Origin of the sequence: Marinobacterium lutimaris, assembly GCF_900108065.1 — a bacterium.
GTDB lineage: Bacteria > Pseudomonadota > Gammaproteobacteria > Pseudomonadales > Balneatricaceae > Marinobacterium_D > Marinobacterium_D lutimaris.
In genome coordinates this window covers 809,628-828,765 of record NZ_FNVQ01000001.1, presented here as the reverse complement: position 1 = coordinate 828,765, position 19,138 = coordinate 809,628, and the positions used below count along the sequence as shown (strand labels likewise).

The 19,138-nt window shown below is 54.6% G+C and carries 23 protein-coding genes; 5 read left to right on the top strand and 18 right to left on the bottom strand.

What is annotated here, in order from left to right; genetic code table 11:
- Window positions 1–52 precede the first annotated feature (52 nt).
- Window positions 53–778 carry a sulfite exporter TauE/SafE family protein gene (locus C4S72_RS03870; protein WP_104001732.1) on the top strand — a complete coding sequence of 242 codons (726 nt, stop codon included), beginning with the start codon at window positions 53–55 and terminating at the stop codon, window positions 776–778.
- Between the two features lie 96 nt (window positions 779–874).
- Here C4S72_RS03870 and C4S72_RS03865 read toward each other — a convergent pair whose 3' ends face one another.
- The 3 genes from C4S72_RS03865 to C4S72_RS03850 all read right to left on the bottom strand — a co-directional run bounded on the left by C4S72_RS03865 (window position 875) and on the right by C4S72_RS03850 (window position 3,538).
- Window positions 875–2,152 (bottom strand): HipA domain-containing protein, encoded by a 1,278-nt coding sequence (locus C4S72_RS03865; protein WP_104001731.1) that lies wholly within the window; start codon window positions 2,150–2,152, stop codon window positions 875–877.
- Entirely contained in the window at window positions 2,149–2,409 is a 261-nt protein-coding gene (locus C4S72_RS03860; RefSeq protein WP_104001730.1) for a helix-turn-helix domain-containing protein, read from the bottom strand. Before C4S72_RS03860 ends, C4S72_RS03865 begins: the two co-directional genes overlap by 4 nt.
- A 541-nt stretch (window positions 2,410–2,950) precedes the next feature.
- The gene (locus C4S72_RS03850; protein ID WP_104001729.1) at window positions 2,951–3,538 is read right to left on the bottom strand and encodes a TetR/AcrR family transcriptional regulator; all 588 of its coding nucleotides are present in this window, start codon (window positions 3,536–3,538) and stop codon (window positions 2,951–2,953) included.
- Window positions 3,539–3,648: 110 nt separating this feature from the next.
- Here C4S72_RS03850 and C4S72_RS03845 point away from each other — a divergent pair, with 110 nt between their 5' ends.
- Window positions 3,649–4,206, top strand: a complete 558-nt coding sequence (locus C4S72_RS03845; protein WP_104001728.1) for a carboxymuconolactone decarboxylase family protein — start codon at window positions 3,649–3,651, stop codon at window positions 4,204–4,206.
- Between the two features lie 161 nt (window positions 4,207–4,367).
- On the opposite strand, the gene C4S72_RS03840 is transcribed toward C4S72_RS03845, so the two are convergent.
- Window positions 4,368–5,246 (bottom strand): PhzF family phenazine biosynthesis protein, encoded by an 879-nt coding sequence (locus tag C4S72_RS03840; protein ID WP_104001727.1) that lies wholly within the window; start codon window positions 5,244–5,246, stop codon window positions 4,368–4,370.
- 29 nt (window positions 5,247–5,275) lie between these two features.
- Window positions 5,276–5,527, bottom strand: a complete 252-nt coding sequence (locus tag C4S72_RS03835) for a DUF1127 domain-containing protein (RefSeq protein WP_235009039.1) — start codon at window positions 5,525–5,527, stop codon at window positions 5,276–5,278.
- A gap of 176 nt (window positions 5,528–5,703) precedes the next feature.
- Here C4S72_RS03835 and C4S72_RS03830 point away from each other — a divergent pair, with 176 nt between their 5' ends.
- Entirely contained in the window at window positions 5,704–6,630 is a 927-nt protein-coding gene (locus C4S72_RS03830) for a LysR substrate-binding domain-containing protein (RefSeq protein ID WP_104001726.1), read from the top strand.
- Here the strand turns inward: C4S72_RS03830 and C4S72_RS03825 are convergent.
- Genes C4S72_RS03825 through C4S72_RS03815 form a run of 3 tightly spaced genes read right to left on the bottom strand, consistent with a single transcriptional unit; the run spans window position 6,622 to window position 8,320 of the window.
- Window positions 6,622–7,236 carry a pyridoxamine 5'-phosphate oxidase family protein gene (locus C4S72_RS03825; protein WP_104001725.1) on the bottom strand — a complete coding sequence of 205 codons (615 nt, stop codon included), beginning with the start codon at window positions 7,234–7,236 and terminating at the stop codon, window positions 6,622–6,624. The two genes, C4S72_RS03830 and C4S72_RS03825, sit on opposite strands and share 9 nt — an antisense overlap.
- 16 nt (window positions 7,237–7,252) lie before the next feature.
- A complete protein-coding gene (locus tag C4S72_RS03820) occupies window positions 7,253–7,717 on the bottom strand; it encodes a nuclear transport factor 2 family protein (protein WP_104001724.1) in 465 nt (154 codons plus the stop codon).
- Window positions 7,718–7,771: 54 nt separating this feature from the next.
- The gene (locus tag C4S72_RS03815; RefSeq protein WP_104001723.1) at window positions 7,772–8,320 is read right to left on the bottom strand and encodes a carboxymuconolactone decarboxylase family protein; all 549 of its coding nucleotides are present in this window, start codon (window positions 8,318–8,320) and stop codon (window positions 7,772–7,774) included.
- A gap of 144 nt (window positions 8,321–8,464) precedes the next feature.
- On the opposite strand from C4S72_RS03815, the gene C4S72_RS03810 reads away from it, so the two are divergent.
- The gene (locus tag C4S72_RS03810; RefSeq protein WP_104001722.1) at window positions 8,465–9,370 is read left to right on the top strand and encodes a LysR family transcriptional regulator; all 906 of its coding nucleotides are present in this window, start codon (window positions 8,465–8,467) and stop codon (window positions 9,368–9,370) included.
- Window positions 9,371–9,387: 17 nt separating this feature from the next.
- On the opposite strand, the gene C4S72_RS03805 is transcribed toward C4S72_RS03810, so the two are convergent.
- The gene (locus tag C4S72_RS03805) at window positions 9,388–10,140 is read right to left on the bottom strand and encodes an HvfC/BufC N-terminal domain-containing protein (protein WP_104001721.1); all 753 of its coding nucleotides are present in this window, start codon (window positions 10,138–10,140) and stop codon (window positions 9,388–9,390) included.
- Window positions 10,130–11,035: a DUF692 domain-containing protein gene (locus C4S72_RS03800; RefSeq protein ID WP_104001720.1), complete on the bottom strand. Its 906-nt coding sequence runs from the start codon at window positions 11,033–11,035 to the stop codon at window positions 10,130–10,132. The genes C4S72_RS03805 and C4S72_RS03800 overlap by 11 nt, the downstream gene beginning before the upstream one ends.
- A gap of 236 nt (window positions 11,036–11,271) precedes the next feature.
- Here C4S72_RS03800 and C4S72_RS03795 point away from each other — a divergent pair, with 236 nt between their 5' ends.
- Complete coding sequence (locus C4S72_RS03795) at window positions 11,272–12,105, top strand: helix-turn-helix transcriptional regulator (protein WP_104001719.1); 834 nt, start codon at window positions 11,272–11,274, stop codon at window positions 12,103–12,105.
- Between the two features lie 83 nt (window positions 12,106–12,188).
- Here the strand turns inward: C4S72_RS03795 and C4S72_RS03790 are convergent, their stop codons facing one another.
- The 8 genes from C4S72_RS03790 to C4S72_RS03755 all read right to left on the bottom strand — a co-directional run bounded on the left by C4S72_RS03790 (window position 12,189) and on the right by C4S72_RS03755 (window position 19,010).
- A complete protein-coding gene (locus C4S72_RS03790; RefSeq protein WP_104001718.1) occupies window positions 12,189–12,671 on the bottom strand; it encodes a DoxX family protein in 483 nt (160 codons plus the stop codon).
- Between the two features lie 113 nt (window positions 12,672–12,784).
- Entirely contained in the window at window positions 12,785–13,063 is a 279-nt protein-coding gene (locus tag C4S72_RS03785; protein ID WP_104001717.1) for a BufA1 family periplasmic bufferin-type metallophore, read from the bottom strand.
- The gene (gene trxA / locus C4S72_RS03780; RefSeq protein ID WP_104001716.1) at window positions 13,060–13,383 is read right to left on the bottom strand and encodes a thioredoxin; all 324 of its coding nucleotides are present in this window, start codon (window positions 13,381–13,383) and stop codon (window positions 13,060–13,062) included. The genes C4S72_RS03785 and trxA overlap by 4 nt, the downstream gene beginning before the upstream one ends.
- A 39-nt stretch (window positions 13,384–13,422) precedes the next feature.
- Window positions 13,423–13,902 (bottom strand): YHS domain-containing (seleno)protein, encoded by a 480-nt coding sequence (locus C4S72_RS03775; protein ID WP_104001715.1) that lies wholly within the window; start codon window positions 13,900–13,902, stop codon window positions 13,423–13,425.
- A 248-nt stretch (window positions 13,903–14,150) separates the two neighbouring features.
- Window positions 14,151–15,071, bottom strand: coding sequence for a DMT family transporter (locus tag C4S72_RS03770; RefSeq protein ID WP_235009038.1), 921 nt, complete (start codon window positions 15,069–15,071; stop codon window positions 14,151–14,153).
- 158 nt (window positions 15,072–15,229) lie between these two features.
- Window positions 15,230–15,754, bottom strand: a complete 525-nt coding sequence (locus C4S72_RS03765; RefSeq protein ID WP_104001714.1) for a DUF934 domain-containing protein — start codon at window positions 15,752–15,754, stop codon at window positions 15,230–15,232.
- On the bottom strand, window positions 15,751–17,469 hold the full coding sequence (locus C4S72_RS03760; protein ID WP_104001713.1) for a nitrite/sulfite reductase: 1,719 nt from the start codon (window positions 17,467–17,469) through the stop codon (window positions 15,751–15,753). The genes C4S72_RS03765 and C4S72_RS03760 overlap by 4 nt, the downstream gene beginning before the upstream one ends.
- Before the next feature lie 137 nt (window positions 17,470–17,606).
- Window positions 17,607–19,010 (bottom strand): aminotransferase-like domain-containing protein, encoded by a 1,404-nt coding sequence (locus tag C4S72_RS03755; protein ID WP_104001712.1) that lies wholly within the window; start codon window positions 19,008–19,010, stop codon window positions 17,607–17,609.
- Window positions 19,011–19,138: the final 128 nt, after the last annotated feature.

Below are 19,138 nucleotides of genomic sequence, written 5' to 3'. Positions count from 1 at the left end.
TTGAATCGTTCAGAGGCTTAAGCTAAGTATCTGAATTGATTAAGGAGAAGCGATGGACACAGCGTTGGTGTGCCTGCTCGCAGCAGGCCTGGTAACCGGGTTTTCAAAATTTTCGATTGGCGGGATGGGCGTACTTATTTTGCCGATTCTTCTGATCACCTTCCCTGGCCCCGAGGTTCTGGCGATAACCCTTCCCATGTATATCCTCACCGATATTCTCGCCGCGGGAACCTACCGTAAGCACATCGACTGGGGCGTGCTTTCACGTCTTCTGCCTCTCTGCCTTGCCGGCGTTGCCGTCGGAGCCTGGTTGCTTTCAGGACTCTCCAGCGATCATTTCAAGGTTTTGCTGGGCTGCCTGATTCTGGGCATGTTGATACTGGGTATCCTGCTGGATTTCCAAGATAGCCAGTTTATGAAGCTTCCCATCATCGGCCACCTGATGGGGGCGGTCACCGGCTTCATCAGTATTACATCCAACTCGGCGGGCCCATTGGTCAGCCTCTACCTGATGGAACAGAAACTCGACAAGGAAACTTATGTAGCGACGCGGGTCTGGACCTTTTTCATGATCAACCTGTTCAAGATCCCCTTCTTCCTGCATCTTGGTCTGCTGCATGAAGACACCATCTGGCTCGGCCTGCAGGCACTTCCGGGGCTGGCGGTGGGCGGCTTTCTCGGCTTCTGGTTGCTGCGCCGCCTGCAGTTCAACCATATCAAGTGGCTGATCCGCGGCATGTCGACCCTGGCGGCCGTTCAACTCTTCGGATTCGGTTAACCGGATCTCAGTATTAAACGACATTCTCCGGTTTTGGAGAGAGAACCGGAGCAGGCTTTCTACACCACATGATGTATTGCTTGGCACCCGCTCTGATCAGCCGGGGAGCATTCCCTTAAGCCGGTCAGCCATATCCACCATCACGCCATATCGACACCGGCGCAGAAAGTGAAGGTCACCACTCTTGGTGATCCCGTCATATTCCTGCTGCTCAATTTCGGCGAGAAGGCGATCCGCAGAACTCAAAACGGCATCCACCATTGACCGGATCGTTCTATCGATCATCGGCGGTGAGATTTTCAAAGCCCCGGCCAGCACCTCAATATAGTGCCGATCGATATCGCCAAGGCTAACGTAGTGTTCAAATCGCCAGCTCAGCGGTGCGTTCAACCACTGGTTATCTTTTTCATAGATGGCGGTACACAACAAGTCGTAATGAGGGGCCAACAGGATTCCATCGCGGCGCATCATGAATGAGAGGTTCTTTAGATGGTTGTCGGTGTTGCCTATCAGGAGGTTGAACATCAACCATCGGAACAGGCCGGCACGGGTACTGGCTGGTGTCCGGCATTTGTCCACGATGGATGCCAGTGAACCGGGCACTCCCCTCACATATTTGTAAATTCGATCGATGCCCAGTAACTGGCAGGCATCGATAGTATGCAGCCTCGACAAGACGCCCTTTGCTTCCTCTCTATCGAAGCGGCGGACAAGATAGACGGGCTCAGGTACTCGGATAAGCTCAACTGCAGGCACATCGAATCCGCAGAGCCTGGCCAGGCGCATCATGAAATACTCATTGATCGCGGTATGCCCGTAATCTTCTGGCTTGCTGTGATTTGGTTTCAGGATATGGGTGGAGGGCATCGTATGGCCCGGCTCATACAACACCCCCTTCTCATAAATTACCGGTAACTTATGCTGGGCCCCGGCAAGAGACATCCGCTTGCTGCCACCTTGAGACAGCGGAATATCTGGCAGGTAGCGTATACGCCGTGATAGCTCCTCATAAGAAAGCTCTCTTCGAGTTCCTGTTGATGGATGTTCAGCAGGGGCCAATAGAGTCAAAGCCCCCGCCGACTCAGCGCCAAAATGGGCCAGGAGCCCGAAGGCATCCGCGTCATCAAGCTTGGCATCATTGGCGAGAAGAGTGCGCGCTCCCTCTTCTGGCAACAGATTATCGAAGAACCACTGCACCGGGCGGGTGCTCGCGCCATCGACAATCACTTGCTCTGTGCGCGGCAGACCCGGCGCCAGATCGAACGCCGACCAGTCTTGCGCGTATTCAAACGCCCACAGGTTGTTTGTTTCTCTGAGCATTCCGACAAGTTCGGTATTGCACCAAACAGCAAGCGACCTGTCCCCACCACTCATTCGTCACCCGCCAGCGCTTGCTCCACGGCTTCTCTCAGGTTTTCGGGGATGTCGACAGTAATACTGACGCCCAGCTCGGCTAAAAGAGTTAGCAGCTTGCCAGTTTGAACCGTGGGTTTGCCTTTCTCCACATCGATGATGAATTTGTGGCTACAGGAAGCCATGAAGCCAAGGTCGTCCTGACGCAGCCCCTGCTCACGCCGAATCGTTCGGACGACGACACCCAGGTCTTTAACGGACTTAATCTCTTTAATCATGGCAGACTCCAGACTAACTGAACGGTTAGTTTAGACCCGGGCTCAGCCTTTGTCATGCAAAGACTAACCGTTAGGTTATTTTCATCTCTGTTAGGCTGGATAACACTGCAATACTAACCGTTCGTTTAGTTTGATAAGGTTAGTCTCGTCTTAACTTGCAGCAGGGACTCACACGTAGAATCACAGTAAGAACACCCCACTTCCTGGTGGCTCCCCGAACTGTGGCGGAGAGTGATTTGATCCTGTCCATCCCGCGCAAACTGGCTAACCAGGTGGCTAGATCAGCTCACATTGAGCTACTTCAACTGCCTATAAAGGTCCCATCTTTCAAACTGTCGATGATCTGGTATGAAAGGCAGCACTATGATCCTCCCCAAACCTGGCTTAGAAACCAGGTTGTAGAAATTGCCAGGGAGTTATAGCGAGCCTTAGAGCCCGTTCTTGGCTTCAGGATTAGCCACTAAGCTAGTCGCACCGGGGTCTTTTCTTTGCCAGGTGGCATGATCCCTCAATCGCCCAGCGTTGCCTCGACCAATTCAGCTCAGCTCTTGCCGATAATGGCAAAGGTATCGTCGATCAGAGCCCGCAGCTGCTCATCCCCCCCGGCGTTTGTGCGTGCATAAGCGCGCAGCCCCATGAGCTGCATTTGAAGGTACCGCGCCAGCCTTGTGCAGTCGCTGCTTTCGCTGAGCTCCCCTGCTTCTTTTGCCCGTTGCAGGACTACAGCAAAGTCATCTTCAAGAACACTTAACAGGCGCCGGGCCTCAGCGAGAAGGTCGGCATGCTCATCGGTCAGCTCGGAGATCGTTTTCACCAGCATGCACAGCCCACTGGGTGCGTTCTCAGCGCCACCTATCACTGCATCGATGACAAACTGTTTTAGACCAGCCAAGGGCGACCCGGCAGCCGCCACGCTCGCTTGCAGCGACGCCTGGCTATTCGCTGTGTAGGCGTTTAACGCCTCTTTGAACAGCGCCTCCTTACCGCCAAAACTGGCGTAGATACTACCCGGCCGCATATCCATCGCCTGCTGGATATTGCGCATGGAAGTAGCATGGAATCCCTTGGCCCAAAACAGCTCCGTGGCCTTTCGAATAGCGTCCTGATGACTCTGTTTAATTGCACTCATAACAAACGACCTCTTGAACAACTGTTCAATTATGTCTTGAACGATCGTTCAAATCTAGCTAATGTCATCTTGCAACTTCGCACAAGCTCAAACCCAATACGGAGATTCCTATGAGCCGTTTTACCTTTCACACACTCGAAACCGCTCCTGCAGCGAGCCAGTCACTGCTGCAAAATTCAGTCAAAGCTTTCGGCAGAATCCCTGGCTTACACCAGGTTATGGCCGAGTCACCGCCGCTTCTGGAGGGCTACCAGCTGCTGCACAAGCTGTTTCAGGAGACATCGTTTGACGCCGAAGAACTGACCGTTGTCTGGCAGACCATCAACGTTGAGCATGAGTGCCACTACTGCGTACCGGCGCATACCGGCATTGCACATATGATGAAAGTGGACCCGTCTTTGAATGAGGCGCTGCGTAACGGTGAAGCGATGCCAACCCCAAAATTACAGGCGCTCCATGAGACTACCCTGGAGATGGTTCGCAACCGTGGTCACCTTAGCGATGAAACCATCGAAGCCTTTTTCGCAGCCGGCTACGGCCCGAAGCAGCTTCTTGAGATCAACCTGGGGCTGGCGCAGAAAGTGATGAGTAACTACGTGAACCACTACGCGGAAACACCGGTGGATTCGATATTTCAGCGTTATGAATGGGAAAAGAAGAGCGCTTAACAAGCGCCAAGAACCCCACCGTGAGTGCAGCTTTGCTGTACTCACGATCTGCACGTTCTTGCGGCAGTGCATGCAACGGCTCCAGTAAAAGCGCGCAGCTGCTACAGCCTTTGCTCGCGATGTTAAGTTCGGCGCCAAACAAGGCTCAGAAGGAATTCGACTCAAACCAGATCAACAGCGCGTGTCTCGCTCACTAAGGCGCGACCACCCGCCATTAATCCTGTTATATCACCGCCGCTGTTCAACTGAAGGGTTACATTCAGCAGGCTGGGTGAAGGCGGATGCATCATGTAACCCTGTTCAATCTCAAAATGGCGTTCCCGTCTGTAAGACAGGTTATAGAGGTAGCAGGCCAAGGGGCCAGCCGCCATCCCGGTCGCTGCTTCCTCTTCGATGCCGTAGAGCGGGGCAAACATGCGGGTGCTTGCCTGGCGGCCTGCCACCTCTGTTTCGAGACAGAACACGTAAAGACCGATAAGCTCGAGCGACTCGCTGAGTTCACGGATCAGGCGCTGATCTGGTGCCAGTCGCGCCAGCGTTTTCGCATCTTTCACGCCGATCACGACAAAGCTATTACCGGTGTTAACGATCTGAGGTTCAGCTCCGGGCAAAAGGTCAGACTCGGAGAGCCCCAGACTCTCTAAAAGAAACTCCCGCTGCCTATGGCTCAGAACTTCATAGCGCGGCGCCAGCTGCTCCATGTAGGCCTGGTCTCCTTCAAGATGAATATCCCGGCACCCATCAATGGTTTCCTTGGATGTGTTGGCGGTGCTCAGCAAGCCAAGTTGGTGAAGATAACTGAAAGCCGCAACCGTAGCGTGACCGCAGTGCGCGATTTGCCTGCTGGGTGTGAAAAACTCCAACTTGAAATCGGCTCTCGCTGAGGGCGAAACGAACGCGGTTTCAGAAAGGCCTACCGCAGCGGCAATTCTCTGCTTTTCTTCGCTGGTGAAACGTTCGGCATTGATAACCACCCCGGCCGGATTACCCCCCTGCTCGCCATCGATAAAAGCGTTGACTATGGGAACCTCGATTTTCATGTTTCATCTCCTGTTATGAGTTGAGTCTGTTAATAGCGCCAGAACGGTTTTTTGGCTTCCTGTAACGCATCCACTCGCGTGATACCGATGTCCTTAAGGTCCTGTGAACTTAGGGCTAATAACTGCTTTCTGGTACGCCAATTTCTATACCAGCAACGAAGAAAAATTTTTATCGATGTATATGGTTTCTCGGAAATATCCAATAGTTTGAAATTTGAATAAACACCCAATGGGCTTGCAGCCTGCTTACAGGTGTCATACGCAGTCATTTGTGATTCCATGAATTTTCTCCTTAATGGCTGAGGATATTGAGAGATTCTTTGGCCGCCTAACGTCGATTATTTAATGCGACTTTCGAGACCTCGATGGCCTTGAAGATTGCGCTCAATCCAACAGCGTGACAAACGAGAAAAACAGCCTAATAATTAAGAAATACTTAACTATAAGAGTGGCGAAAATGGATCGCTTACCTAACTTGAAAGCGCTACAGGCGTTTCGCTTTGCCGGCGAAGCAGAGAGCTTCAAGGCAGCCGCAGAGCGGTTGCACGTCACCCAGGCGGCAATCAGCCAGCAGATCAAAACGCTGGAAGAGCAATTGGGAGTGTCGCTATTCAACCGCCGCCCCCGCGAGGTTGCGTTGACGGCCGAGGGTAGACAGTTACTGGCTTCGATATCCCAAGGCTTTAGCATTATAGAACAAGGTGTTATACAACTTACTGGAGATCCAACTCCAACTCAGTTAAACATCAGCACCCTACCTTCCTTCGCCAGCCGATGGTTAGTGCCGCGACTAGGCAGTTTTCAAAACTCGGCACCGGAACTCACAGTTAACCTGACGCCTGCACTTCATCTGGCGTCGTTCGAAGGTGACCATCTGGATCTGGCCATACGGTTCGGAAAGGGCCACTACCCAGGATTACAGAGCGTTAAGCTGTTTGACGAATACCTTATCCCTGCCTGCCACCCAAGCTTGATTGATAATGCAGTGTCACTAAAGCAACAGATATCCAAAATGTCGCTGCTGACTGATGACTCGCCAGATCTGGCTGAGGCATGGAATCAGTTTAAAAAAATTTCTGGAATTAATTTTCATGATGATGCCAGCAAGCTGCAGGTGAACGATTCAACCCTATTGGTTGAAGCGGTTTTGGCCGCGCAGGGTTTAAGCCTTTTACGTTTCAGCCTTATCTACGAACTACTGCACCGTGGCCAGTTGATCTGTCCGTTGCCGGTATGGATAAAATCAGACTTTGACTATTATCTGGTCGCTCCGCCTTCTCACTTTAAGCGTAAAAAGGTTCAGGATTTCGAGCGCTGGCTAGATTCGGAGTTCGCGATAACAAAGACCAGATGGACCGATTTTACAGATTCATTTTCAAAATAGATTTTTACGCAGCGTACGCAACTGTTCTTCAAGATCTTCAATGCGTTGGTCTCGCTGCTGCAAAAGAGCATCCACATCTTCTCGGTCTATCCGCTGAGGGATATGTTTTGGACAGTTCCGGTCCCAGGCCTCTACGGTAAATACCAACACCTGCTCCGGCATAGCTCGGTAGTCATCATCGCCGCCCACCAACACCGCCAAAAGCTCTGGATCAGCCTCGATAACCTTCGCAGTCCCCCAGACTTTCACGCGGGTCTGATTGAGGTAATCGATGAAAAATATAAAAGCCTTGGGGTTCTCGATCAGGTTACCCTGGGTGATGAACTGCCGATTGCCCTTGTAGTCTGCAAAGGCGAGAGTTTTGCGATCTAGCACCTTAACAAAGCCCGGCGGGCCTCCCCGGTGCTGGATGTAAGGTTGACCGAAGGCATTAGCCGTTCCCAGCAGAAAGCTCCGCTGCGCAGACACATAATCAGCCAGCTCAGGCGTGATTTCAGTCTGCCAACCGCCCTTCTGCTCGATCTGAGCATATAGCTGCCGGGAACCCTTTCGAGACTGAATCGCCTTGACACTCTCGGTAAAGGCGATATCGCTTGCGTAGGTCAACCTTACATACCTCCCATTACAAGCCCAGTTCACTCAGGCCTGGGTGGTCATCAGGACGACGACCCAGCGGCCAGTGAAACTTGCGCTCTTCGGCACTGATCGGATGCTCATTGATGCTGGCAAGGCGGCGTCGCATCAGGCCATCATCGTCAAACTCCCAGTTTTCGTTGCCGTAAGCGCGGAACCACTGGCCAGAATCGTCGTGAAACTCATAGGCAAAACGTACCGCTATGCGATTTTCAGTGAATGCCCAGAGCTCTTTAATGAGTCGGTAATCAAGTTCGCGTGTCCACTTCCGTGTCAGCAGTTGCTCAATCTCTTCCCGCCCCTGGACAAACTCCGCACGGTTACGCCAGAAGCAGTCTTCTGTATAGGCCTGAGCAACTTTCTGTGGGTTGCGGCCGTTCCAGCCATCTTCAGCAAGCCTGATTTTTTCGGCCGAGGTTTGCGCATTGAACGGTGGTAAAGGGGGTCTGGACATGTTGCTTGCTCCTTTTAAAAGGCAAAGGGTGGTTGAACACCACCCCAGAAGAGTTCAGGCCGCAAGGCCATCAGCAGCCGGAAAATCGACTTCGGTACCGAGCACCTCGTTGACGTAATTGGTCAGCGTATTCAGCGCGACATGACCGACAATCTCAACAAGTTCAGCATCGCTATAACCGGCAGCACGTACTGCAACCACATCGCTGTCAGAAACCTTGCCACGATTTTTTACAACTTTCACAGCAAATTCGACAGCTACCGCCGCTTTTGCATCGCTGGAGGAGCCTCTGCGATTGGCTTCAATTTCAGCGACACTCAGCTTGGCGAGATTGGCTCCAAGATACTGGTGCGCGGCCAGGCAATAGTTGCAACCGTTAACCTGAGCCACCGCAAGAGCGATGCGCTCACGGGTCGGAGCATCGAGCAGCCCTTTGCCTAACGCACCGTTCAGGCCAAGGTAGCCTTCCAGTGTTTCCGGGCTGTTCGCAACAATACGAAACAGGTTGGGAACGCTTCCAAGCAGGTTATTGACCGCTTCCAGCGATGCTTTGGAGGCTTCGGGGGCATCAGCAATAGATGCGGGTGTAGGTATACGTGACATGGGTAACTCCTCTTTTCTATTTGAATCTGATCTTTAAGTGGAGAACCCAGCATATAATTTAACCTGACGTTTATAATTAGATTAATAGTTAATTAACTATTGCGAATAATGAAATAGTTACTCTAAACACTGGTGTGATATCTGATGGATAAACTGGAGGCGATGCGGGTTTTCATAGAGGTTGCCGAATGTAATAGTTTTGTCGGCGCCAGCCGTAATCTCGACCTTTCGGCCCCGGCGGTAACCCGTTCTATCGCCCAGCTGGAGGGCGCATTGGGCGTGCGGCTATTTAACAGAACCACCCGGCACGTGCGTCTTACGGAATCCGGCGAGCATTTTTATGAAGATGCGAAGCGGATACTCGAAGAGGTGGAACAAGCGATGGCCACCGCCTCGGGGAGCTATGCGGAACCCAAAGGGCAGTTATCGGTTACCGCGCCGGTACTGTTTGGGCAGATCCATATAGCGCCCATTATCACCGAATACCTGCAGTTGAATCCGTCGGTTTTCCTGAAAGCGGTCTTCTTCGACCGAATCAGCAATATTCTGGATGAGGGGTTGGATGTAGCGGTGCGGATTGGTCACCTGAGAGATTCGAATATCTATGCCATCCCGGTCGGCATGGTTCGGCGCGTCCTGTGTGCTTCGCCCGAGTATCTGCAGCGAAGGGCTGCACCGCGACACCCTTCGGAGCTTGCTAACCATGAGATTATCCAGGCATCGAACGTGGAGCCTTCAGCGACCTGGCAATTTGAATCATCGAAGGGAAAGGAGTCGGTAAAACTCAATCCGCGTCTGCAATGTACTCAAAATGGCGCAGCGATTACTGCAGTTAAGCAGGGATTTGGTATCACCCGCCTGATGTCTTACCAGATCGGCGAGCAGTTAAACGACGGTTCCCTGGTACGGATATTAAGAGAGTACGAGCCAGCCCCCCTTCCGGTCAGTATCGTTCATCTTGAAGGGAGGCAGGCCAATGCGAAGATCAGATCGTTTATCGACCTGGCGGTCACCCGATTAAGGGCGAGCCCCTTCATCGATCACGATTGAACAATGCGAACCTTGGATCACAACGGCTCAACGCCAGAAATCAGGTTCTGCTGCACCGCATCAGGCAGCCACTCGTCAAACCTGAACTCAGTGTGCCCGATTAATTCCAGGGCGTTAGACAAAGACAGGCCCTGTTGCAGGTACTTGAGCCAATGCCGCTCCGCCAGGCTCAAGTCACGGACCAGAGCCCGGTGGCCCACACGGTATATCAATGCCGTCTGCCCAACGCCCTGGCTTAGCTTGTCCTTCGCCGCCTCGAGTGCTTCTCGTGAGACGCTTTTACTTCCGCTGTGATGTGCCTTCCATATATCGACAATGGGATAGTCTGAGACCAGCCAGACCAGTTCTGGGCTCAGCCGCAATCCAAGTTGGTCGATGGGGGTAGTGCCAAGCAGTTGTAGACTTGTAACGTCCACATAGGAATCGATCGCCCGGTTTGAAAGGTGAACGTTAAAGTCCAGGCGGGCACAGTCCCCCACATAGGGATAGTCGTCCAGCTCCGGCAACTGATCTAACAGCTTGCCGAACCCGGCTCCCCAGACACCCCAGTCGCCAGAGCTTGGCGGCTCTACTGCGAGGAGTTGATCAGTAGCGTACCCAAACAGATCATCACCTATCAGTTTCTCCACCGTTGGAAAGCTGATCGCGAGCGCTCTTCTCGCAGTGGCTTTCAAGTTACGTTGATAGACAGCCAGGCCTCGCGGATCAAACGAACCGCTCTCTGCACCGGCAAAGATGGCTGCAAGCAGACGCTGTTGTTCACTCTGCATGGGTTAACACCTCCTGCGCCAAGCTACGGGCTTTATCCGCCTCGGATACCAGCACCTGCCAGGTCGGTAGTTCGTTATCCCATTCGATCAGCGTCGGCACCGCGCCGAACCGTTGCAGCGCATGGGCGTAGAGCAACCACACCTCCTCGGATACTGGACGAGCATGATCATCAATGACTAGGTCGCCCTCTTTTACATCGGAATATCCAGCCAGGTGCAATTCGCCGACATGTTCCGCGGGGATCTTATCCAACCAGGCCCTGGCATAGCCAAGCACATCATTTGTGCCTGAGTTGCGGGCATTGACGACAATATTGTTCAGGTCGACCAGCAAGCCACAGCCGGTTTCATTCACCACAGCCGTAAGGAATTCGGGTTCACTCAGCGTCGAGCCAGCGGGTGCCAGATAGGTCGACACATTTTCCACCAAAAGACGCCGGTTAATTGAGTGTTGGAAACGGCGGATATTACCCGCCATGAGCTCTACGGTTTGGGCGTTATAGGCCAGGGGCAACAGATCCCCAGCATGAACTGGATTGGCGTTGAACTCCCCCCAGGTAAAAGCGGCATGATCCGATACCAGGACAGGTGAGACCGACTCAATTAACTGCCACAGTGACAGCAGGTAAGCTTCGGGAATAGCGCATTCAGACCCCAGCCCCATCGCTGTCGAGTGCAGGCTAACCGGGTAATGCTCGGCAACCTCAAGCAAGACGGCACGGGCTGCTCCGCCGTTACCGAAGAAGTTCTCAGAATGAACCTCTACAAAGTCCAGAGCAGCAGGATTCGCCAGTGCTTCCTGAAAGTGGGCATGTCTTAGCCCCACCCCAATCATCAGGTTTTGTTTGGAGCCCTTTACCGAACCCTGTTCAACAGAAGAGCGACTTTGCATCATTTTTCCTCCCTGTAAGCTGAATCTTGCCTCAAAGCCAAAAAATGGTTTCGTGGTAATATTTCTGCCGCCGTTTAATGAATACGTTCAATGCATACGTTTAATGCATCCGTTTAATAAATAGTGCAGAGCTGACACTGCCCTGCATGCTGGCGCTCAATGTAGTCTGTTCCCCAGGCGGAATGGGCGCTGATCGTCCAGGTCTTAAATCAGATCGTCCGTGAAAGGTTCTGAGTGATATGGATAGCCTGTCAGAGATACTGAACCGCTTTTCGATGAACGCAGAAGTCTTCTTCAGCGGCAATTTATGCGGTATTCAGGCCTTCGGAGGTAACCAGGAAGGAGGCGGCAGTCTGCACCTGCTCAAGTCCGGCACCCTGGCGTTTATCAACGATGAGGGGCATAAGATCGTGCTTGAGCGCCCCTCCGTCATTTTCATTCCCAGGATGTTCAAGCACCGGATAATCACCAACGAGTCAGAGGGTGCCGATCTGGTCTGTGCCAATATTCACTATGGCGACGGACTCACCAACCCTCTCGCCAATGCGTTACCCAAGTTTCTCTACTTTGAGCTGGATAGCTCCAATCTAATGGGCCAGTCCGCTGAGTGGATCTTTAGCGAGGCTTTCGAAGACCGCTGCGGCCGCCAGCCGATGATTGATCGCTTATCCGATATCTTCCTGATCCAGGTGCTGCGCCACGTGCTCGATGAAGGCACGGTGACCCATGGTTTGATGGCGGGGCTCTCGCACCCGCAACTCTCCAGGGCCCTGACCGCCATGCATCACGAACCACAGGCGCATTGGACGCTGGAAGCCCTGGCCGCCGAGGCATCCATGTCACGCTCCAAGTTCGCCGAACTGTTTCGTGAGGTCATTGGCCAGACACCCGGTGACTACATCACCGAATGGCGCGTCGCCATGGCACAAGGGCTGTTAAAGAAGAACAAACCGGTGGGGCTGGTCGCCAATGAGGTGGGCTATGAAAACGGTTCGGCTCTGGCCCGGGTTTTTCGCAAGAAAACCGGGTTATCACCGCGGGAATGGCTGGAAAAAATAAGGAATAGCGGCTGATAAACGCAGGTTTAGTGGCAGATGTAGCGGAAGAAAGGAGTCATCTCGAGCTGACTCGCTTCGTATCTACGCCGTAAAGCTGGCTAGCAAAACGTCCACGAACGCATCTGTTCAGAAACCTTCGGCCTGGTTTTCACCAATCGATCCAGTGAAAGCGCGCCAGCTCCCCAGATAAGGATCTGGGCCAGCAACACACCCCAGAGCAGATGCTGCGTCAGTGCCGCCGGTGCAATCTCTTCGAGACTAATCACCGCGACGATATTGACGACACTCAGACCCAAAGCACCGACTCGCGTAGCCAGGCCAAAGACGAGCAAAAGCGGCAACAGTATCTCGCCAGCAGTTGCCAGCCAGGCAGCCAGTTCGAATGGCAACAGCGGAACGCTGTACTCCTCTTCAAACAGAAACAGCGTTGTGTCCCAATCCTGCAATTTAGTGAGCCCCGCTGCGAAAAACACCTTGGCGACATAAAGTCGCGCAGCCAATAATGCGACGGGCTGTAGCAAGCTTAATAGCCGAGATACCCACCCGTAGTATCCAGCCACCCGGTTTACCAAGCTTTTCATCTTGATACTCCTATTGTGTATTTAATAAAGATTTAAAACCTGAGGCTGCGGCTCCAGGATATGCCCTGGAGCTTTTCCAGGGGCGGCAGTGCCACCCCGTCGGCAGCCCTCATTCAACCCTGGGCTGCCTCATACTTCGCTTTGGCTTCAGCCTTCAACATGCCGCCAAGATCGGTGCAGGTGCCCTTCGCCACTAGCTTCCACTCACCGGGATCGTTGTCGACACTGGACTGGCCCGCACAGGAGTGGGTACCTGCCAGGTTGGAACAGTCGTTCTGCCCCGCTTCCGCCACGCCGTAGCACTTTTCCTTGCCTGCAGCATGGGCTGGGCTCATGACGCCTGTGGCCATAACAGCGGCTAAGGCTGCACCGACTACCAGTTGCTTATTCATGCTTGATTCCTCGTTTCATAGAGCCAGGTGGACACAGCCTCCTTCGGCATGGAGCCAACCTGACCATCAATAACTTTGCCGTCTTTAAACAAGAGCAGTGTGGGCACGCTACGCAGACCAAACTGCCCCGCCAGCTCCGGTACCTCGTCTACATCGACTTTGATCGACGTAAGCGACTCCTGGTGATCGCTGGCCACCCGCTCCATAATCGGGCCCATGGTGTTACATGGGCCGCACCAGGTAGCGCTGAAATAGACCAGCGCCCAATCCTTCTCACTGATAACTGACGCGAAGTCGTTATCGGCTGATAACTGTCTCATAGCGGCCCTCTCGACCTTTCTTGTGGATTTCCGAAAGAGTTACTCCGCGTTGAGCTCTGCAACGGTTTTGCTGCTGATTTCCGGCCAGTTCACTTCAGCAGTCTGGATATTGCCAGGTACATCGGTGAGCCACTTTTTCTGAACCGCGTGGTTCAGGTTGAGGTACAGCTTGTCATTCACGATGCGCCAGGCTGTCGGGTCGGTATCCAGCTTTTTGTTCAGCGCAACGCCCATTGCACAGTAACCGCCGTACTGGGGCGCGTACTTGGCCGGGTTGGCTCGGAAGAGGTCACGGTTGCTCTCACTGCTGAAGTGATAGATCGCGTTCTTGTAGGTGGCGGTATATTCAGCGTTGCCCTGCATCGGCTTGCCGTTGGTAAAGTACGAAACGGTGTCGTAACCCTGAATGGCGACATCGTTAACGTCTGCATTCATATCGATATCTGCGGCAAAGCTCAGGCTGGCGCTGGTCAGTGCAGCAACCGCTGCAAGTGCTTTGAAAGTGGTTTTCAGTTTCATGGTTAAGTCTCCAGATCTCATTGATAGTGTTTGGGGCTAACAACGACGAGTTCGTGCTGCCTTGAAACGAATATTAAGGAGATAACCGGGACCATAGGGTTCAGATAATCCGCAGTTTGAACCCTATCGTCCAAACTTAACCGGATTGCAGCTAAAGCTGGCCTTATTAACCTTACGCGGAGGAAATCGGGCTTCCTGGAATGGACAGGCGCCAGATAGAAAGCGGCCAGATAGATGTTAGCGGGGTGTTAAACAGCATCCTCCGGCTTTGGAGTGACAACCGGAGCCGGCTTTTTGCGCCACATCAGGAAAAGCCCCGAGCTGACGATCACCGCGCTGCCGAGCCAGAATGACGGGCTCAGCGGCTCTTCAAAGACGAAGAAACCGAGCGCCACACCAAATAGAAGCCTTGAATATCTGAAGGGCGTGACCGTTGAGACTTCGCCCGTACGCATCGCCTTCATCAGTGCCATATAGGCGATAACGCCAAAGAAGATCGTGCCCACCAGCGCCAGTCCAGTGTCGCCATCGGGCCAGACAAATGGAGTGCCGCTCCATAGCGCGACGATCCCGCCGGCGATGATGATCGCGATAAATCCGTAAAACCCCAGTGCAAAGGTGCTGAAGGATACCGGCGCCGCTCTGCTTGCCAGGTCACGCCCGGCAAAGCCGATCAGTCCGATCACCGCAAGCAGCGAGAGCAAAGAAAAGTCATCGCCACTGGGGCGCAAAATAATCAGCACACCGATCAGGCCGATGGCGATCGCCAGCCACTTAAGCAGGCTGACCCGCTCGCCAAAAAAAAGCGCCGCCCCCATCACCACAACCACCGGCGTCGCCTGCAGGATCGCGGTGGTAGCCGACAGGGGTGTTAACGCCAGGGCGAGAAAATAGAACATCCGACCAGTCACTTCGAATACCATTCTTACGCGCATCACCGGTGATTTTACCGCAGCCAAGACAGGCTCTTTGCGCCAGCGCAACCCCAGCCAGAAAATGACCGCGCCGCCCACGCCAGACAACAACATCACCTGCCCGCTCCCCATGGATTGAGCGACATGCTTGAACAGGGCGTCTTCGAGCGCAAAAAAAGCCATGGCCAGCGTCATCCAGAGAATGCCGATCAGGTTGGCTCGGCCATGGGTTTGGGTCTCTGAGAAATTGGTCACAACATGTTCCTTCAATAGGGACGAGCACAACGAGTGATCTGAGATAGCAGATGCGCGACGCCATCTTAGCAGGAGCCGGCGCATCAGTCGGTTAATTCAAAGAGACGCCGCTCTTGAAAGCTCATCTTCTGATTACCAGCTCATGTCACGCACTCATGTTAAGAACGCATATTACGAACTCGGCCCCGCCTCCTGAACAAAGGCTCGGGATTAGCCGCCGATCCGGCGTAGATAAGATCGAAGCCTTCCAGCCCCTTGAGCGCATCGGCAACCGATTTGTCTTCACGCACCGCAAAGGAGGTAAAGCCACAGTGGCGCATCAGCGCCAGCTGGTCACGCAACACATCGCCAACCGCTCTCAGGTCCCCTTGGAACCGGTAACGGGTTCTCAGCAGGTTGGCCTGGCTGTAAGCGCGACCATCACGAAAGCTGGGGAACTGCAGCGCGATCAGAGGAACCCTGTCGATCCAGGGGAACATCTCTTCCGGCTCGTCGTCCGGTCCCAACAGCACGCCGCAGCTATGCGCTTCCTCCCCTTCGACCAGCACCCGCTTTTTCCAGCGCTCCAGCGACAAAATCGCTTTGCCACCCGTTGGCAGCTCCTGCTCATCGTTAACCAGCACCCAGTCGTCATCGACCAGGTGGTTGGCAACTCCGTCGATCATACCCAGCGTGTTATTCATGCGCTGACCTCCTTCTTTACCGGCTTGTGCAGGGATTGCTGGCCGTCCTTCTGGTTATCGTGCTGGCGATAAACGCCCTCCTTGAACGGTTCGAGCCCTATGCGCCGTACCGTGTCCACGAACCGCTCCTCCAGTTCGCGGTAATCAAGGTACACGGACAGCAGGCGATCGATCGCCTCCGGCACCTCCTCTGCGCGGAATGCCCGGCCCAGCACTTTGCCGATGGCGCTCTCCTTGCCCTGGGAGCCACCGATGGTGATCTGGAAGAACTCCTCCCCCTTTTTGTCGACGCCGAGGATACCGATATTGCCGATATGGTGATGGCCACAGGCGTTCACGCAGCCGGAGATGTTCAGACTCAGCCCACCCAGATCATGCAGGAAATCGAGATCATCGAAACGCTGCTGGATGGCGCGCGCCACGGGCAGTGACCGGGTGCTGGCCAACGAGCAGTAATCGCCACCCGGACAGGAGATCACATCGCTCAACAACCCCACGTTAGGCGTCGCCAGGTTACTTGCCTGCAGGGCTTTCCAGAGCAGGTAGAGGTCGCGTTTTCGGATATCAGGCAGCACCAGGTTCTGCTCATGGGCCACACGGACCTCGCCGAAGCCATACTTGTCGGCAAGATCCGCCACTGTGCGCATCTGCTCACCGGTGACATCTCCCGGCGGGGCCGCCGCGCCCGGTTTGGTTGATAGCACCACCGAAGCGTAGCCCGGCACCTTATGCGCCTGGGTGTTGTTCTGCGCCCATACGGCAAAGGCGGCATCACGTGCCAGCCAGGCGCCATATTCCGGATCCAGCGCATCGATGCGTTCATACGCTGGCGGCGCAAAGCCCCTCGCCACGCGGTCATATTCCTCGTTGGTCAGCTCCGCGACGCCATCGCGAATCTGCTCCCATTCCCGTTCTACCTCTTGGGCAAAGGCATCGACCCCGAGTGCTTTTACCAGAATTTTGATACGCGCCTTGTACTTGTTATCGCGGCGACCGTAGCGGTTGTAGACGCGAAGAACCGCCTCGACATAGGTCAGCAGGTGCTGCCAGGACAGACCTTCACGCACGGTTTCATTCAGTATCGGCGTGCGACCCAAACCGCCACCCACCATCACCTTCAGCAGCATTTCACCGCTTTCGCCTGGGTATAGATAGAGGCCGATATCGTGCGAACGCACTGCCGCCCGGTCGGAATCGGACGAGGAGATCGCGACCTTGAACTTACGCGGCAGGAACAGAAACTCCGGGTTTACCGTGGACCACTGGCGCATGATCTCGGCCAGCGGACGCGGGTCGATCAGCTCGTCCCCGGCGACACCGGCAAAGGCTTCGGTGGTGATATTGCGCACACAGTTACCAGAGGTCTGGATCGCGTGCATATCGCTATTGGCGAGCACCTGCAGGATATAGGGCACCTGCTCCAGCTCAACCCAGTTGAACTGAATATTCTGCCGCGTGGTGAAATGGCCATAGCCGCGGTCGTACTCGTCGGCAATCCTGGCCAGCGTGCGCAACTGATTGGACGCCAGGGTGCCGTATGGAATGGCGACCCTGAGCATATAGGCATGACGCTGCAGGTAGACGCCGTTCTGCAAGCGCAGCGGCAGGAACTCCTCCTCGCTCAACTCGCCACTGAGTCGGCGTGAAACCTGATCGCGGAACTGTTCGACCCGCGCCTGAACCAGGGCGCGGTCGTAGGAATCGTAGTGGTACACCTGATCTTCCCCCTGAAAGTTGGTGGTCAGGCTCGCAGACTAACGGCGGGAACAGATAAGGATCAGGCTCAAAATATTTAATATGAATAGGTACAGTTATAAATAGGTACAGTTATAAACAGGTACAGTGATGAGTCTCAGACCCGCAGCAGTTCTGGCAAGCGTCTCAGCGCCCGGGTTCGGGAGGCGTTCCACGGATGAGCAAAACTGATGCGCAGACAGTTGGCGAACTGCCCAGACACCGAGAACAGCGGACCCGGTGTAATCACCACGCCCTGTTCAAGTCCCTCGCCATAGGCGGACAGCGTATCCACATGCTCGGGTAGCTCCACCCATACGGCCAACCCACCCTGAGGCGCGGTTACGCGCACCTCGCCCGGCCAGGCATGGAGCTCTGCGATCAGCTGGTCGCGATTAACACGCAGTTCATTGCGCTGCCGGCGCAGATGGGCACTGAAACCGCCATCGGCCATGAACTCGGCAACGCCCTGTTGAAGATAACGGCTGCTGGCCAGCTGGGTCACCAGTTTCAGGTGCTGAATGCGATCATGCCAGCGTGCCCCGGACACCCATCCCAGGCGCAGATCTCGCGACAGACACTTGGAGAAGGAACTGCACAGAATGACGCGGTTATCGCTATCCAGTGCTTTGAGTGGATCAGGCGCCGAACCCTGGGCGGTATCGGCGTAGATATCATCCTCGATCACGGCAAGATTATGGCGCTCCGCCAGTGCCAGCAGCCGCTGCTTCGACGCCAGCGGCATCAACGCCCCGCCGGGGGTGCCGAACGCCGGAGAGACGATGCAGGCCCTGACCTTCCAGCGCTCCAGCACCTCTTCCAGGGCATCGATATCCATGCCGCTTTCCGCCGAGGTGGGCACCTCGACAACACGCAGTTCCAGTTGCTCCAGCAGTTGCAGCACGCCATAAAAGCCGGGAGACTCGACAGCAACCACATCACCGCGCTCGCAGCATGCCATCAGCGCCAGAAACAGCGCATGCTGGCAGCCTGAGGTAATACAGAGCTGCTCCGGTGAAACACTCCAACCGCGCCGTGCGGCATGCAGCGCAAGCTGCTCGCGCAGCTGCCGATCCCCGGCCGGTTCATCGTAATACTGATAGTCTTCACCCTTCTGACGCCGCAGCGAACGGCCGATGGAGCGGTTCAGCGCCACGATGCCGGGCGGCAGATCGCCACTGTGCAGATCCGGCAGCAGATCAAACGCGGCACTGCGCCGCATGATATCGAGCAGTAGATCACTGACACTGACCGGGCGCGGCGCTTCGATACGGGCGCGGCTTAGCGGCTTTTTTACACCGTCAGGCTGGAGCGCGACAAAATAGCCCGCCTTGGGACGCGCCTCCAGCAGCCCCTGAGCCTCCAGCCGTTGCAGCGCATGCTGCACCGTAGCCTTGGACAGCCCCTGCTCCTGACACAGGGTACGAATCGAAGGCAGACGTTCTCCCAGGCGCCAGCGCTGCTCCAAAATCCCCTGCAGCAGCCAGTTCTCCAGTTGCTGGTAGCGATACTCAGATTCCATTTCGCTCTCTACTTTCCAGTTTGTGGCTTCTCTTAATCTGTACCGATTAAGTTTAATTTATTTATACCTGAACCTATTAAACCCACAAGCGTAATCTGGGCCCAGTTAAAAAAGCTGGGGATGAACCG